This is a genomic window from Wolbachia endosymbiont of Tuta absoluta, assembly GCF_059414725.1.
In genome coordinates this window covers 1-16243 of the sequence record NZ_JBNRJY010000275.1, presented here as the reverse complement: position 1 = coordinate 16243, position 16243 = coordinate 1, and the positions used below count along the sequence as shown (strand labels likewise).

Sequence of the window (16243 nt, the reverse complement as noted above, 5' to 3'; positions counted from 1 at the left end):
TATCAGAACAACAGAGACAATTCATAAAGCAATGTAAACTTTCTAAGTACTAACTCTAAAACTATTGTAAAACAGAAAAAAGCATTCATTTAAAAGAAAAATAACAGCTCCATATACTATTGAAGTGATAATACTTATAATGTTAGATGTGACACCAAATCTAATTTGAAATATAACTTATTTACTCAGCTTCTTTTGAAACTACTGTGAACATAATATCTATAGATAAAACATTGCATTACCACGCCACTAACGAGTAGCAGAATGACAAGTTTTTCAAACTAGTCCGGTATAAAAATCTCAGTCAGTTTAGCTACAGCTGTATGCTTTTAACTCTCCCAAAAAGAAAATTAACCATGTGAAATTCTTGTTGATATGACTTAATGAATAATTATTTTAGGTTACTAAGTTATTTAAGAAACTTTGATAATATTTAGCCCACTTACTTTTCTATTTTCCATGTCACGATGAGCCTCTATTATTTCATCAAATTTATATTTTTTATTAATTCGTACAATTAAAAGTTTTTTTCTTATCATTTCAAAAATTTCCATTGCAGTAAGCACTAACGTAAGTCTATTGTGCTTGTAGTGATATATCGAAGTTCCAGCTGCAAATAACGAACGCGAACTAAGTAAAGAGAAATTAATAGGAGCATTACCTGATATCTGCCCATAGGAAACATATATGCCAAACTTACCTAAAGATTCAAAAGAGAGCTTGCTTGTAGCGTAACCTATAGGGTCATACACCGCACCTACTCCTCTATTTTTCGTAATCTCCATGATTTTAGAAACGAAGTCTTTATCATTGTAGTTTATTGCGTATGTGCAGCCACTTTGTAAAGCTATCTTCATTTTTTCGTCAGAGCTTATAGAACCTATCACTACACCTTTTTTATCCTTTGCCCATTGGCATATTATTTGCCCCAAACCACCATTAGCTCCATGAACTAGTACAAAAGCACCAGGCCTGATTCTATAAGATTGATTAACTAAATAGTGAGCTGTCATACCTTTAAACAATACTGCAGCAGCAACTTCATCAGGTATATCATTCGGAATTTTTATCAAATATTTCTGGTGTACAATGCGCTTTTCACAATATGCCCCTGGAGGAGCTGTGCAATATCCAACTCTATCTCCAACATTAAGTCCATCACTAATTTTTTTACCAAGCTTTTCAACAACTCCTACTGCCTCTACTCCAAGTACTGATGGCAGATCTTTAATTTTGCGTGTACCTTTTCTGTGTTCTAAATCATAACGATTTAAGCCGATAGTTGTATGACGTATTAAGACTTCCTCATCTTTTGGCTCACCTATGCTCTTATCTACAAATTCTAATACTTCTGGCCCCCCAGTTTTTTTAATTTGTATAGCTCTAACCATGATAAATGTAAGACAAAAACTTTAATTATGTTATCTAGCAATTAATATTTTGCAAAATGTTATTTAGAGTTTATACACTACATAAGCGTATTGTTAATAGTTTTGAGGCACAAATTATGACAAACAGAGAAACTTGGCTTTATGGTGTTTTATTCAATGTGTTGTGTGAAGTGGATGAAGATGACGATTTAGATACCAATAATAAAAATAAAAGAAAGGTTAAAATGTAAAATGCAAAAATCAGATAAAAAAGGAGACTATTGTAAATATTTATATACTTCTTGGGAAAAAAAGGATTTGATATTAATCACAGATTTGACTTGAAAGATTATGATGGCTTTCCAATAGATAGTCTTTTTTCCATCGCCATTAACTATAAACCGTACACTTTAACAAATCTAGCGCAAGTTTTAATAAAAGCAGGAGCTAATGTGCAAAACGAAAAAGGATATTTACATACCTGTGTTTTGACCCATTCTCCGGACATATTAAAGGCTCTCATAAAAGCGGGAGTGAATGATAGCCCAGATGAAAACTACAATGGAAACACTGCTTTAGAGTGTGTTGCTGAATTATATTGTAAGGATAAGTCAATTGAACGCAAAAATTGCTGTGAGATTCTAATTAAGCATACATTAGAAAAAAATCCCAACATAGAAATACCAGATTCTGTAAAAAATAATAAGGAGTTGGCTCAATGTTGGAATGCTTGTGAAGCAAATAATGAAGGATGGGAATTAGCAACAACGAACACTGAAACACAAGTAGTCAGTGTGCAAAAAGCAAATAAGAGCTCCTGCTCAATTCAATAGATGTATCGTACAACCTTGTTCGGATTACAATAGGAAAAGGTTTGTTATTTAAGCTTAAAAAACGTATATGATAGTGTTATTTCACTTAAATCTTTTGTACTATTGTCACGCATTATTTCAGGGTCTACGTAAAAGGATACGGGCATAGCCGCTTTTTGTTTTGGTAGCAGCATTTGCTCTTCAAAACAAAAGCATGCAACTTTATTGAAATATTTACCTGCTTTAAAAGGTGTGACATTATACACTGCCATTCCAAAAGAAGGCTGATCAGATAAATTTTTTGCATAATAAAATACTAAACTTTGTTGCCCTATATTTGTATCGATGTAGTTAGTTTCTGATTTAAATTCCCAAGGCAGACCTGATATTATATCAGCATTAAGGTGAACCCTGATTTTTTGGTCAGTTGCATTTATTGTTGCATTAGTTACTTTTCTCGTTGTGCCACCATATCCAGTAGCTTTACAAAAGATGCTATACAACGGTACTGAAGCATATGCAAGACACAGCATCAATACCACTAAAGATATTAGGAGGAAAACTATAGAACTTTTATTGTTTCCCCTTAAAAAGGAAATCATCTAATCCTTATTGTTGAACAAGTTAAGTAACCTGAGTAAATTGAGGAATATATTGATGAAGTCAAAGTAAAGATTAGTTGCACCAAGTATTGCCAGCTTAGTAGTTGCAACTTCTGAGCCATCATTATATCTATAATAAACATCTTTGATTCTCTGAGCATCGTATGCGGTCATTAAAGTAAACACTATCACTGATACAAACGATATTGCAAAATAGAGAGGACTGCTTCCAAGAAACAGATTAACTATAGATGCAATGATTAACCCCCAGATTCCCATAATCAAAAAAGAACCCATGCTGGTAAGATCTTTTTTTGTAGTATTACCATATAAAGCCATAGAACCAAACATGATCGATGTAATGAAAAATGCTCTCGCTATATTTTCTGCAGTATAAATTATAAAAATATGAGATAAAGAAATTCCCATTAAAACTGAGAATAGAAAAAATACAGTAAGTGTTGACTGAGCACTTAGGTGTTGAAGCCTAAAAGACATATAAAACACCAATGCAACTGGAGATAGCATTACCACAAGCGATAGAACAGGATTGGAATAAATCACCTGGAAAAGACCAGAAAACACTGTTAAAAACGCAACAAGCCCTGTAACACCTAAAGCTAAAGCCATATAATTGTATACTTTAGTTAGGTAACTCCTGAGTCCAGCACTATAATAAACGCCCTGAGAGCGAATATCCTGTTCGTTTTTCATATAAGACATATGTAACTCCTTATTATCTCTTGATGATATATTATAATACAATACATCGTTTTTATCAAGTATAAAATGACATACTACAATTGAATGGTGTGGTATGCAATTAGAGAATTTCTTCCATAACTATAAGCAAATCGGTTTTCAGCAGCATTTAACTATTATAACAACCTCTGGCAATAGAAATTACTTTCACCATTCCCTCTATCATGATTTAAGGGGAATGGTGAAAGTAGTTTTTGCATTTACTAAAGCATTCTTCTTATAGATACTATACCAACAATCCACTATTTTTTCTATGTCTCGCGGTTTAACCTCCGGACCTATACTGATTCTAATTGAACATTCTGCTTGCTCTTTTGTTGCTCCCATTGCAAGCAAAACATGAGAAGGCCCAACTTTTCCAGAAGAGCATGCAGAACCATTGCTGACTGCAATATTATTTAAGTCAAAATGCATGAGCTGCAGATCATTCTTTACCCTCGGCATATAAATGAAACTTGTATTTGGCAATCTTTTAGAATTTCTGCCAAAGATCTTGATATCACTGACAAGACTTAATAACCCATACTCCAATTGATCACGTAGCTTCTCTACTTCATCCATCTTTGATAGAAGATCTGGAATGTTTTGCAATGCAGCAGAAAGACCTACTATTGCAATAATGTTTTCTGTACCACCACGCAATCCTTTTTCTTGCCCACCACCTATTATAGTAGGTTCTATTACAAGCTTTTTGTCAAATATTAAAACTCCACTACCTGCTATACCACCAAATTTGTGAGCAGATAAAGTAAGTAAATCCACTCCTAAATCTTCCATATTTACTTTGATTTTCCCAACACTTTGAGCAGCGTCAGTGTGACAGATTGCCCCGAATTTATGTGCCATTTTAGCTATTTCCTTAACAGGCTGGATAACTCCAGTTTCGTTATTAGCCATCATCACTGAAATTATTACTTTATTCCCTTCAAGTTCGCTTAGAATTTTTTCTAGCTCTAAAAAGTCAACAATACCCTCTTGATTAACGGGTATTATATGTGGATTATATGCAGAATTAAGAATTGAAGGATGCTCTGTAGCTGAAATTACATGCAGATAGCCTTTCATTCCTCTCATGACGAGGTTGTTTGCTTCAGTTGCACCAGACGTAAAAACTATTTCTTTATCATCTGGAATGCTAAGAGCATCACGTACGTTATCTCTTACCTCTTTAAGAATCTTCCTCGCTTCTTGTCCTCTTTTATGCAGCGATGATGGATTTAGTGTTTGTTTCGACAAAATCTCAAGTATACTTTTTTTTACATTTTTACTCACTGGAGCAGTTGCATTATAATCAGCATACACGCAACTACTTTCTTCCAGAGAGAATAAACTCACAGGCTTATTTGTCACTTACCATTAACCAATTATGTATGTTAACTTTAACACGATAAAAAATTTATTGCAAAAACAGTGAAATTAATACATAATTAATAAATAATTTACATTATCAAGCCCTGTCAAAACAGGTTTTTATTAGGAGCAATCATGGTAGAAGTCTTTTTAAATAATGCAACAAAAAAGATAGAAGGTAGATATCATCAAAGCAAAGATACCAATGCACCAGTTGTGCTAATTTTACATCATCACCCTCAATATGGTGGTAGTATGGATAGTAAGATTATACATACTATATATGAATCTTTTATCGATAATAACTTTTCTGCATTGACAATTAATTTTCGTGGTGTCGGAAAATCTACCGGAACTTTTGATAAGGGTATAGGAGAATTAACTGATGCTGCAGTAGCTATTGATTGGCTTCAGGAGCATAACTCTAACAACGTTCCAATTTGGATAGTCGGTTTTTCTTTTGGAGCATGGGTAGCTATGCAGTTGACAATGCGCCGTCCAGAGATAGTAAGTTTTGTTGCCCTTTCTCTTCCAGCAACTAAGTACGATTTCTCTTTTCTCTCTCCTTGCCCAGTTCCTGGACTTATAATACAAAGTAATAATGATACAATTTCAGAAGAAAGCGATGTAACAGAATTAGCACAAAGGTTAATAAATTCGGTAAAAAATAACCATATGGAATACCATATAGTAGACGATACTAACCACTTTTTAAGGGATAAAGAAGAGGAAGTAGCTCAAATTATAGATAATTATATAAAACTACGCTTAAACAGTGCAGTCACTTCCTCCAAAAAAGTTAAAAAAGAGATAAGGGTAAAAGAATATGCCTAACTTTACAAATGAGAGAAATGAACGTATTAATATAAATAAAAAAAGTCTTGTTATGTTTAGGCAATTATTATTTCTCGTTTTAGCAATGTTTATGCTGTCAGGATGCTTTCTAAGTAAACAGCGTAAGTTAAAGAGTCCGTGTATAAAAAATAATGAAAGCATTTCATGCGAATTATACTCCGTTAATGACCATTGGTTAAATAAGTACAAGTTATAGGTAGCTTTGTATTGTACTTGTTTCTTCCATTTACAGCTTTACTAATGATCGGTTTTTTAACTGAAAAATGTGATCTGCTTTTTCTGCAAGGATATAGTTGTGTGTTACTATAAGCATAGAGCTGTTATTTTCCTTTACATATGAATGTAACAGCAAAAATACATTCAAAGAATTTGTTGGGTCTAAATTTCCCGTTGGCTCATCTGCAAGTAAAAGCTTTGGAGAGTTTACAATGCTTCTTGCAATTGCAACCCTCTGCCTTTCTCCACCAGAAATTTCAGATACCATACTACTTGCTTTATTTTCCAGACCAAATTTTTCTAATATTGCTTGCGATTTTTTTTTTGCTTCAGCTTTGCTTCTTCTTGCAATAAGCTGAGGAAGCATAACGTTTTCCAACACTGATAACTCTTGTAATAAATAGTGAAATTGATAAACAAAGCTAAGAAAATTTCTTCTTACATGAGTTTTATATTTATTGCTGGCTTGCGTGCAATTTACTCCATCTACTGTCACTACACCTAAAGTTGGCTTATCCAATAGGCCTGCAATTTGCAATATAGTTGTTTTTCCTGATCCTGAACTGCCGATCAATGCAACTACTTGCCCTCTTGTAAGACTCAGATTGATATCTTCTACAATAGCAGGACTTTTTTTGAAGCTCTTACTCACAGAAGCTAGCTCTAGTGCTACATCACTGTCCATATTATAAAAAGATCCAGGAGGGAGAATTAGACCGAGAAACTGTTACCACACCCACATCGAGACTTAGCGAGAGCATTCTTGATTTGAAAACCAGAACCACTTAGATCTTCAGTATAATCTATAGTTGAATTATTTAAAAATTTCGCTGAACAATTATCAACCATTAACACAGGGTTTCCATTCTCATCATTAATTACTATATCTTTACCTTTTTCACTAAAACTGGAGTGGCTTCTATAATCCTCGCTATCTTCGTCATCGTCAAAATCGTCGTCTTCATCATCGTCAAAATCGTCACCCAAAGACATCTTCTTATTTATTTGATCCATAAGAAAATTATACTTGAAGCCAGAGCATCCACCACCTGAAACTGCAACCCGCAAAACAGAACTCTCATCTCCTTCCTGTTCTACAAGGGAGTGGATTTTCCTTAATGCATTGTCAGTTAAGCTAATATTGTAATCTGTTGACATAACAACCACCGTTCATTATTGATAACCTATTATAGTAGAAATTTTACATGTCAAACAATAATTTTCTATTAAGTTACGCGTGCTTTCCAAATAAAACAAAAGGAAGAAATTTTAAAGAGCCAGAAGATGAAAATCGCAGCTGCTTTCAGCGTGATAGGGACCGAATTATTCACTCTAATGCGTTTAGGAAACTAGGATACAAAACACAAGTTTTTATCAATTATGAGCATGACTACTATCGCACTCGGCTAACTCATAGCCTTGAAGTTGCACAAATTGCAAGATCCATCGCACGCAGGCTCAGATTAGATGAGGACATCACTGAATGCATAGCGCTTGCACATGACCTTGGTCATCCTCCATTTGGTCACACAGGTGAGGATGCTCTAGTTCAAGTTGATAAGGAGAAGTATAAGTTTGATCATAATGTTCAAGCTATAAGGATTTTAACTTATCTTGAACAAAAACATGCTGACTTTAATGGCATGAATCTAAGTTGGGAAGTGATTGAAGGTGTTGCAAAGCATAACGGTCCCTTGCTTGGTCAAAACGCGGAGTCTTCTACAAATAATCAGCTGCTATTAAAATATAATGAAAAATATGATCTAAAACTTGAGGAATTTTCAAGCATTGAAGCACAAGTTGCTTCAATTGCCGATGATATTGCTTACAGTGTTCACGATCTTGATGATGCACTCAGGGCAAATTTAGTAACCATCGAAGATTTGCTCGATGTTCCTTTAATTGGCAAAATGTTCAAAGAAGTAAAAAGCGAATATTCAGAATTGGCCCAAAGTAAACTCATACATGAATCACTGAGTAAAACTATAGGGATTATGATAAATGATGTCGTTTTTCAGACTGAAAAAAATATTAAAGACTACAAAATAAAAAGCGTAGAAGATGTAAGAGGTCTAAATACAATGCTAGTCACATTTTCACCAGAAGTTGCAAATGCCACAAAAGAGATGAAAAAATTTAACATGGAAAAAATATACAGAAGCTATAAATTGAATAGAACAATGAACAAAGCAAAACGTATAGTACAGGAGCTTTTTCAATGTTTTTATGAAAACCCAGGGTTATTACCTATAGAGTGGAACAAGCTTGCTTGTGAATCTCAGCGTTCAGTAATAATATGTGATTATATCTCAGGTATGACAGATAGATTTGCCATACACGAGCACAGAAGAATTTTTGATACCTCATACGAAATGACTTCTTTCTAATGACTGAAGATTATTTCATGTCGATCGCATTAAAACTTGCAGAAAAAAGTCTTGGAAGTGTTGCACCAAATCCCACTGTTGGATGTGTCATTGTAAAAGACGGTATGGTGATCGGTGAAGGCTACACAGGAATCGGTGGGCGCCCACATGCAGAAGTAGTTGCTTTGCAAAATGCTAAAGATTTAACTCATGGTGCAACTATGTACGTCACTCTTGAACCATGCTGCCACTTTGGAGTTACAGAACCTTGCACTGCAGAAATCATAAAATCAGGAATAAGAAAGGTAGTGATTGCAGCAATTGATCCAGATAGTAGAGTTTCAGGCGGAGGAATTAAAGCTCTGAAAGAAGCAGGAATTGAAGTGAAGCAAGGTATTATGCAGAAAGAAGCAGAGAAGCTGAATGTTGGCTTTTTTACCACCAAGAAACTCCATAGACCATTCATAGCTTGCAAAATCGCAACAACTCTCGATGGAAAAATCGCAACGTTTACAGGTGATAGCAAATGGATAACAAGTGAAGATACGAGAAATTGGATACATGAGCTCAGAGCAAAATATGACGCAATTATGATTGGCAGCAATACCCTTGTTAGTGACGATCCACTCTTAACTTTCAGATTACCATGACTCGAAATCAGGTCGCCAATAAGGCTAATTATCGATAGCCAAGGGAAATTGCAGGAAGAGCATAATATTGCAAAGACTGCAGATACCTTATATAACCATGATTTAAGCAAAGAGCCAACAGCATACCTTTCGATGTCATTCCAGCGCGTGACGCTGGAATCTAGAAAAAAAGAAGAAGAATGGATCCCAGTGTCACGCACTGGGATGACAGGAGGTTCAACTTGGGTAATTACAAACAATAAAGTAAAGAAAAAAATAAAAAACATTAACTACTTAGTAGTTAATTCAAACAATGCTGGCAAAGTCTGCCTCAAAGACATGGCATCAAAACTTGTTTCAGAAATTGGTATAACAAGGTTATTAGTTGAAGGTGGAGGAGTGTTAATTACAGAGTTATTGAAGCACGATTTAATCGATAGGCTGATAATCTGCCGCAGTGGTAAAATTCTAGGCAATGATGCCACTCCTTTTGTAGGGAATTTAGGAATTCAATCCATCAACAACTGTTACCAATTTAAAAAAGTAGAGATAATAGAGTTCAGTGAGGATGTGGTTGAGTTGTGGGATAAGTCACAGTAGCCTTTATCCACTTGAATAATAGAGATAAAGGAAGAGGTAGAAAATCTACCTCTGGTTATGCTAATTTATTCATCAACTGAAAGGCCAAGTGCATGCTTAAATTGCCGTTTAACACCACCGTCTTCAAGTTTATCAAGCAATGTTTGCACAACTTCATTTTTATCAAAAACTGGTCCTTGTTCACCCTTATCACCTTGTAGGCCTTTCTCACCCTGAGGTCCTTGGTCACCCTTATCGCCTTTTTCACCCTTATCGCCTTTTTCACCCTTAACATTTTCCATTGCATTCATTTGCTGATATGAAGCACAAGCTGCTGCGACAAAATATACAGCGGCAATAAACAGAACTGCAATTCCAGCAGGGCTAGCAATAAGTGCTAAAGATGCAGGTCCAGCAATTACTTTAGTAGCAATCAATAATGTTGTTATTGCTGCTGCTAAAGATGCAGTTGCAACTGTACCTTCAATACCCATTTTTGTTATAGGTGCTATGTTTTTTAGTTTCCATATATTTGTAGTCATAATCACTTCCTCCTAATTAAGGTTTATAAAAAGTTAATTATATATTGAGAATGTAAACTAATCAAGCATTTTTATTAATAACTTGATGTTTTATCTACTTTTTAAATTGTTACTAATTATGTAAGATTGATACATGGTAAATGGCTGGCTGAATCTTGATAAACCAACAGGAATGAGTTCTGCACAAGCTGTAACTCAAATTAAAAGGATTTTTGGAATAAAAAAAGCCGGACATTTGGGAACACTTGATCCTTTGGCTTCAGGTATATTACCGATCGCTCTTGGTGAAGCAACAAAAACTATACCGTATTTATCTTGTGACTTAAAGGCATACAATTTCACAATAAAATGGGGAAAACAAACAACTACGGATGATTTGGGTGGTGATATCATTAGAACTAGCGATATAAAACCCGAATATAACCAAATAAACTGTGCGATTAAGGATTTTATTGGTGAGATAACACAAACTCCTCCTCAATTTTCAGCAGTGAAAATCAAGGGAGCAAGAGCATATAAATTAGCAAGAAGTGGGCAAAAGGTAAATATAAAGCCCCGGCAAGTCAAAATACATGAACTGAAGCTGATATTCTTGGACACTATAAATAATAGTGCTGATTTTTCTATGATCTGCGGTAGCGGTGTATATGTAAGATCAATTGCAAGAGATCTTGGAGTCACATTAAATTGCTTTGGACACATTACAAAATTAAGAAGAACGATGGTAGGTGATTTTAAGGAAGATGAATCAGTGACAATTGAGCAACTTACTAAAAAAAACACAACAACTTACTCTCCCCAGTGCTTGACACTGGATACAAATACTTACAAATCATGTAATGGACAAAAGATTCTAGGAGCATATGTCAAAAACAATGTTCGTGATGCAATAAGCTTGATCCCAGTGCTTGACACTGGGATGACATCGGAGGGTGGGATGACAGAAGATGATGGAGGTAATACAAAAGGCTTCATCATTCCCATTGAATCGGCTTTAAAATCGATGTTCAAAGTTGAAATTTCCTTAGAGGAAGCGGAGAAAATCAGAAAAGGTCAAGAAATTATATTAAATAACTTGCGTAATTTAAAGAATTATGATATTTTTTGTACGATAGTGGGTAATGTACCTATTGCAATTTGCAGTTTTACTCATGGTTATGTGAAGCCTATTCGTGTTTTTAATATTTTGAAATGAGGTTTAGATGTCAATAACATCCCAAAAGAAAAAAAGTTTGATTAGTACATATGCAATTAAAGAAGATGATACAGGTTCATCTTTTGTACAGTGTGCAATTTTAACCGAGAGGATCAGTAATTTAACTGAGCATTTTAAAGCGCATAAGCATGACCATAATTCTAAGCGCGGTTTACTTATATTGATAGGTAGAAGGCGCAAGCACTTAAATTATATAAAACGTAAATTTGGTAATGAAGCCTATCAAGAGTTAATAGAGAAGTTAGGCATTAGAAAATAATCGAGGAATTTTGTATGTTTGAAATTATAAAAAAATCTATAGATTGGGAGGGGCGTACCTTATCTTTAGAAACTGGGAAAATAGCACGTCAAGCTGATGGTTCAGTAGTTGTAAATTATGGAGATACTTCTATCTTAGTCACTGTTGTACGAAAAAAGAAGGAAGAAAGTGTTGATTTTCTCCCTTTAAATGTGCAGTTTATTGCAAAAAGTTATGCCATGGGTAAGATTCCTGGTGGTTTTTTTAAAAGAGAAGGAAAACCATCTGATAGAGAAACTTTAATTTCAAGAGTAATAGATAGAAGTATAAGGCCGTTATTTCCTGAAGGTTTTCATGATGAAATTAGTGTAGTATGTAATCTGTTAACTTACGATACGGTCAATTCTCCTGAAGTACCAGCATTGATAGGTACCGTCGCAGCTCTTGCAATTTCTGGTGTTCCTTTCCACTTTACTATAGCTGGAGTCATGGTCGGTTGTGATGAAAATAACAATTATATACTCAATCCTTCCGTTCAAGAGATGAAAGCGAGCAACTTGGATCTGTTTTTGTCTGGTGATGAAAATTCGATCTTAATGGTCGAATCGGAAGTCAAAGAGCTCTCTGAAGAAAATGTTTTAAACGCAATAAAATTTGGTCATGAACACCTTCAACCTGTTATTAAGCTCATAAAAGAATTTGCTGATACAGTTGGCAATAAACCTGAAAGCTTTGCTCCTGTTGATATATCAGATATAACTCAAGAACTTGAAAAATATCGAAAAGACTTTGAAGAAGCATATTCAAAAACAGTAAAACAAGAGCGAGTCCAAGCTCTAGAAGTAGTCAGGAATAATATATTGAATACTCTTAAAGAGGCTGGAAAAGACGAAAAGTTAATTACTTATGCAGTAAAAAGCTTTGAAAGATCTTTAGTGCGTGAAATGATTAGAAGGAAAAGTGTGAGAATAGACAGCCGTAAGTATGATGAAATACGCCAGATAGAAATTGAGGCTGACATTCTACCCAAGACTCACGGTTCTGCGCTATTTACAAGGGGTAGCACTCAGGCACTAGTTGTTACTGCTCTTGGTACTACACAAGATGAGCAAATTGTGGATGACATTGAAGGGGATAGACGTGAACATTTTATGTTGCATTATAATTTTCCTCCATTTGCTGTTGGAGAGGCTTCTGCTATACGCGCACCAGGAAGGAGAGAAATTGGTCATGGTAAACTTGCTTGGAAAGCAATTCATCCTGTTTTACCTGATAAATCTGAATTTCCTTATACAATAAGGGTAGTATCTGAGATTATGGAATCTGATGGTTCTTCTTCTATGGCAACAGTTTGTGGAACTTCCATTGCATTAATGGATACAGGTGTGCCAATAAAGGCTCCCGTTGCAGGAATTGCTATGGGTCTCATCAAAGACAAAAATGAGCATATAATACTTTCTGATATACTGGGCGATGAAGACTATCTTGGTGATATGGACTTCAAAGTAGCAGGAACTAGCGAAGGGATTACAGCACTGCAGATGGATATGAAAATTCCTGGTATAAGCTTTGAAATTGTTGAAAAATCTTTAGAACAAGCAAAAGTCGGAAGATTACATATCTTAGAAAAAATGAATGCAGTAATTTCAGAACATCGTAAGGATATAAAAGATCATGTACCAAGAGTGTTATCGTTTTATATAGATAAAGATAAAATTTCTGCAGCTATTGGTACTAAAGGAAAAAATATACGCAGTGTATGTGAAAGAAGTAATGCAAAAATTGAAATAGGGGATGACGGTAAAGTTTCTGTTTTTGCCATTAGTAGTACTGAAGCTGAAGCTGCAAAGAATATGATGATTGATTCAATAACAGAGCTAGAACAAGGTTCTATAATTGATGCTAAAGTTGTAAAGATAGAGAAGTCTATTGTAGAGCTAGAACTTCTTAATGGAAGAAAAGGAAAAATGCATATAAGCGAGGTAGCTAATCAACATGTAGAGTCCATTGAGGATATACTTAAACAGGGTGATACCTTCAAAGCTTTGATAATTGACTTTGAAAAAGGTGGATGTCCAAAATTATCAAGACGTCGTGTTGATCAAGAAACAGGTGAATTTTTTGAAGGTAAGCTTTACAATGAAGAAAGGAGAGATGGTTTAAATAATAGGGATAATTATTATAACAACTCGTTTAATAAAAAACCTGAAGATAATTATCATAGTAATAGACCTACTCGTCCTCGTTCTGGTTTTAGTAATAGAAGCAGACCAAAATTTGGTAATAATGACTCGTCATCAGGTTTCTATTGAGGTTGAACTTACTTTCTATTATCTCAGTGTCGAAACACTGGGATAATAGGAATTTTTAAAACTGACAAGATAACAAAAATGGTTTGTGTTATCTGTAGGGTTATAACGAAAGATTTTTAAGATCGTTTACAGCCTTTTTCATGTCTTCAGCTTTAAATATTGCTGATCCAGCAACTAATATATTTGCACCTGCTTTTATTATATCAGCTGCGTTAGAAAAGTTAACTCCACCATCTACTGAAACTTGTGTTTTAAGATTACGGTCCTGTATCATTTTCCTCACAGTAGATATCTTACTCAACTGCGAATGAATAAACTCCTGTCCTCCAAATCCAGGATTGACTGTCATAATTAGCACAATATCTAGCTCATCTATTATATACTCAAGCACGCTTGGAGAAGTTGAAGGAACAATTGAAGCTCCAACTTGTATTATTTTTTTTGTATTGTTTTTATATGATTTTATCTTTCTTACTAGCCTCTCAAGATGTATCTCTGCTTCTGCATGTATAGTGATAATATCAGCACCAGCATTTATAAAACTTTCAATATGGTCACCAGGAGATTTAATCATTAAGTGCACATCAAAAGGAAGGTTGCTATATTTACGTATCGCATAGATAACATTCGGACCTATTGTAATATTTGGAACAAAATTTCCATCCATAACGTCTATGTGTATATAATCTACATTCAAGTCGCTAATTCTTTTTACTTCCTCCCCTAATTTTGCAAAGTCTGCTGAAAGTATAGAAGGTGCAATTTTAATACCCATAGACTACTTTTTACCAAAAATAAAAAAAGTAACTTATTTTTTAAACTCTGTCATCCCAATACTATATTAATCTCATTTAGAAATTTTTGTATACTTCCAGATGCATGTGCCTTTATTTTTCTCTGCCCATGCATCTGGTCATTGTAATACTCATTAGACTTCTTTCTTCGCCTTTTCTAAATATTCCAACACAGTTTCATGTAGCGCAGTCCAAGACATTTGCCTTTCCATATTCGGTATAAATTTTTGTTTCCAAGTGTCCTTAAATTCTTGAAACCATTGCTTTTCAAAATTTTGGAAATCAGATAAAATTTTCGACCTAAACTCATTAATCAAATTCGAGACTTCTATAGCCTTTTCAGGGCTTATAGACTTAAAAGATAATATTTCATTCTTTAAAATATCTAGCTTTTCAAATGAATTAAGTCTAAATGGAATATAAAGTGAAGATCTTATATTGTATCTTAGATAAGAGTCATAATATAGCTTAATCTTGTACATGAGCATAGCAAATGCATCAGAAGAAATATTATTTTCATATTCTGCAAGAGAAGATAATAAATGCTTATAATCCTCTTCATTCAAAAATGGTGGCTTTAAGCTTAATTGAGTTTTATCACTTAAAGATAAGAATTCACTAAAAATAAGATTTCTATACTTAACTAAAAATTCAGGCAAAATATCTTCTTGTTCTAATTTTAGAGGCAAGTCTTTTCTAATCTCTTTCGGCAAGTGGTGCATTGAAAACTGATTGATAACCCACGCAAAATTTTCATCAAACTCATTTGAGTAATTAGCATTATTGTCAGGAAAAATCATATTACCTTCCCTATCATTCCAAGGCAGTATTTTATAAAAAAAACCGTTTAACCTTTTTTTTAATTTCAAAATATTTTCACTCTTATCACCTACCTTATACAAAACCTCATTTACTTTTTGTTCTGCGTCTTGAGGACTGATTCTATCACCTATATGCAATCCAATACCACTTTTCTCTAATAACTCCCAATCAAATAACTTATGTGGATCAGGCTTACGCATTGCGTAACCTTCAATTGCTGAGTTGTACACTATAGTGCCTATCTCAGCGTGACTAAATATCATATCTTTTCTAATCTTAAAGCGCTTCATGAGGTACAAAATCAGATCTTTGACAGATTTCATTTGCTCTTCTGGAAAAGGCTCAAGCCCTGTGTTTACAATCTCTATACCTATAGAATAATCATTCAGTTTTCGTAGCTCTTCAACCACATTATCTACTCGAACTTTCGCATAACTTATACCAGCATGCCATGCTCGTTTTTCAAGTGGAACCATCAGAGTAATGCTACCATCTCTATCAACAATAAGCTGTACTGATATCCCTGAAGAATTTAATGCGTATTTTGTACTTTTTAATGTTGGTGATTCGGTATGGTGCACCACCACCATCAACACTTTTTTGCCTTCTCTATCATCATAATTTAAACTCGGTGCAGGATCTAAAAATATTGGATTTTTTAATGATGTTTTCAAATCTTGAAAATCGTTCTCAATATCACTTAAACAAGATTGTTGTCCATATAAAAGAGGCGCTACAAGCAGCAACAGAAATAAAACAGACAAACATTTTTTTACTA

General features: G+C 34.4%; 17 protein-coding genes and 1 pseudogene. 9 read left to right on the top strand and 9 right to left on the bottom strand.

Features of this window, described 5'->3' with window-relative positions:
- Nucleotides 1-413: 413 nt before the first annotated feature.
- Nucleotides 414-1391: a quinone oxidoreductase family protein gene (locus ACJ5GX_RS03070; RefSeq protein ID WP_052264798.1), complete on the bottom strand. Its 978-nt coding sequence runs from the start codon at nt 1389-1391 to the stop codon at nt 414-416.
- 56 nt (nt 1392-1447) lie between these two features.
- Here ACJ5GX_RS03070 and ACJ5GX_RS03065 point away from each other — a divergent pair, with 56 nt between their 5' ends.
- Together ACJ5GX_RS03065 and ACJ5GX_RS03060 are read left to right on the top strand one after the other, a co-directional pair.
- Nucleotides 1448-1621 (top strand): hypothetical protein, encoded by a 174-nt coding sequence (locus ACJ5GX_RS03065; protein WP_164819300.1) that lies wholly within the window; start codon nt 1448-1450, stop codon nt 1619-1621.
- Between the two features lie 51 nt (nt 1622-1672).
- Complete coding sequence (locus ACJ5GX_RS03060; protein ID WP_010407015.1) at nt 1673-2203, top strand: ankyrin repeat domain-containing protein; 531 nt, start codon at nt 1673-1675, stop codon at nt 2201-2203.
- 44 nt (nt 2204-2247) lie between these two features.
- Here the strand turns inward: ACJ5GX_RS03060 and ACJ5GX_RS03055 are convergent, their stop codons facing one another.
- From ACJ5GX_RS03055 to ACJ5GX_RS03045, 3 genes are all read right to left on the bottom strand, one after another.
- Nucleotides 2248-2784, bottom strand: coding sequence for a cytochrome c oxidase assembly protein (locus tag ACJ5GX_RS03055; protein ID WP_010407017.1), 537 nt, complete (start codon nt 2782-2784; stop codon nt 2248-2250).
- Complete coding sequence (locus ACJ5GX_RS03050; RefSeq protein ID WP_007302228.1) at nt 2785-3507, bottom strand: Bax inhibitor-1/YccA family protein; 723 nt, start codon at nt 3505-3507, stop codon at nt 2785-2787.
- Between the two features lie 201 nt (nt 3508-3708).
- Nucleotides 3709-4896, bottom strand: coding sequence for a cysteine desulfurase family protein (locus ACJ5GX_RS03045; RefSeq protein ID WP_052264797.1), 1188 nt, complete (start codon nt 4894-4896; stop codon nt 3709-3711).
- Between the two features lie 135 nt (nt 4897-5031).
- Between ACJ5GX_RS03045 and ACJ5GX_RS03040 the strand changes: the two genes are divergently transcribed.
- A complete protein-coding gene (locus ACJ5GX_RS03040) occupies nt 5032-5730 on the top strand; it encodes an alpha/beta hydrolase (protein WP_007302230.1) in 699 nt (232 codons plus the stop codon).
- Nucleotides 5723-5947 (top strand): hypothetical protein, encoded by a 225-nt coding sequence (locus ACJ5GX_RS03035; RefSeq protein WP_019236788.1) that lies wholly within the window; start codon nt 5723-5725, stop codon nt 5945-5947. Before ACJ5GX_RS03040 ends, ACJ5GX_RS03035 begins: the two co-directional genes overlap by 8 nt.
- A 30-nt stretch (nt 5948-5977) precedes the next feature.
- On the opposite strand, the gene ACJ5GX_RS03030 is transcribed toward ACJ5GX_RS03035, so the two are convergent.
- Nucleotides 5978-6652, bottom strand: a complete 675-nt coding sequence (locus tag ACJ5GX_RS03030) for an ABC transporter ATP-binding protein (protein ID WP_052264796.1) — start codon at nt 6650-6652, stop codon at nt 5978-5980.
- Between the two features lie 26 nt (nt 6653-6678).
- Nucleotides 6679-7125 carry a HesB/IscA family protein gene (locus ACJ5GX_RS03025; protein WP_019236790.1) on the bottom strand — a complete coding sequence of 149 codons (447 nt, stop codon included), beginning with the start codon at nt 7123-7125 and terminating at the stop codon, nt 6679-6681.
- Between the two features lie 47 nt (nt 7126-7172).
- Between ACJ5GX_RS03025 and ACJ5GX_RS03020 the strand changes: the two genes are divergently transcribed.
- Nucleotides 7173-8354: a deoxyguanosinetriphosphate triphosphohydrolase gene (locus ACJ5GX_RS03020; protein WP_052264795.1), complete on the top strand. Its 1182-nt coding sequence runs from the start codon at nt 7173-7175 to the stop codon at nt 8352-8354.
- Nucleotides 8354-9562 (top strand): annotated as a pseudogene (gene ribD / locus ACJ5GX_RS03015) (bifunctional diaminohydroxyphosphoribosylaminopyrimidine deaminase/5-amino-6-(5-phosphoribosylamino)uracil reductase RibD). Before ACJ5GX_RS03020 ends, ribD begins: the two are co-directional and overlap by 1 nt.
- Before the next feature lie 65 nt (nt 9563-9627).
- On the opposite strand, the gene ACJ5GX_RS03010 reads toward ribD, so the two are convergent.
- On the bottom strand, nt 9628-10083 hold the full coding sequence (locus ACJ5GX_RS03010) for a collagen-like protein (RefSeq protein WP_230608961.1): 456 nt from the start codon (nt 10081-10083) through the stop codon (nt 9628-9630).
- 133 nt (nt 10084-10216) lie between these two features.
- Between ACJ5GX_RS03010 and truB the strand changes: the two genes are divergently transcribed.
- From truB to pnp, 3 genes are read left to right on the top strand one after another with little or no spacing between them, the layout of a single operon-like run.
- Nucleotides 10217-11278, top strand: coding sequence for a tRNA pseudouridine(55) synthase TruB (gene truB / locus ACJ5GX_RS03005; RefSeq protein WP_052264757.1), 1062 nt, complete (start codon nt 10217-10219; stop codon nt 11276-11278).
- Nucleotides 11279-11285: 7 nt separating this feature from the next.
- Nucleotides 11286-11558, top strand: coding sequence for a 30S ribosomal protein S15 (gene rpsO, locus ACJ5GX_RS03000; RefSeq protein WP_007302237.1), 273 nt, complete (start codon nt 11286-11288; stop codon nt 11556-11558).
- A gap of 14 nt (nt 11559-11572) precedes the next feature.
- Complete coding sequence (pnp, locus tag ACJ5GX_RS02995; RefSeq protein WP_012481924.1) at nt 11573-13849, top strand: polyribonucleotide nucleotidyltransferase; 2277 nt, start codon at nt 11573-11575, stop codon at nt 13847-13849.
- Nucleotides 13850-13949: 100 nt separating this feature from the next.
- On the opposite strand, the gene rpe is transcribed toward pnp, so the two are convergent.
- Nucleotides 13950-14624, bottom strand: coding sequence for a ribulose-phosphate 3-epimerase (gene rpe, locus ACJ5GX_RS02990; protein ID WP_007302239.1), 675 nt, complete (start codon nt 14622-14624; stop codon nt 13950-13952).
- Between the two features lie 153 nt (nt 14625-14777).
- A partial coding sequence (locus ACJ5GX_RS02985; RefSeq protein WP_495292688.1) for an N-acetylmuramoyl-L-alanine amidase occupies nt 14778-16243 on the bottom strand: 1466 nt, incomplete at its 5' end.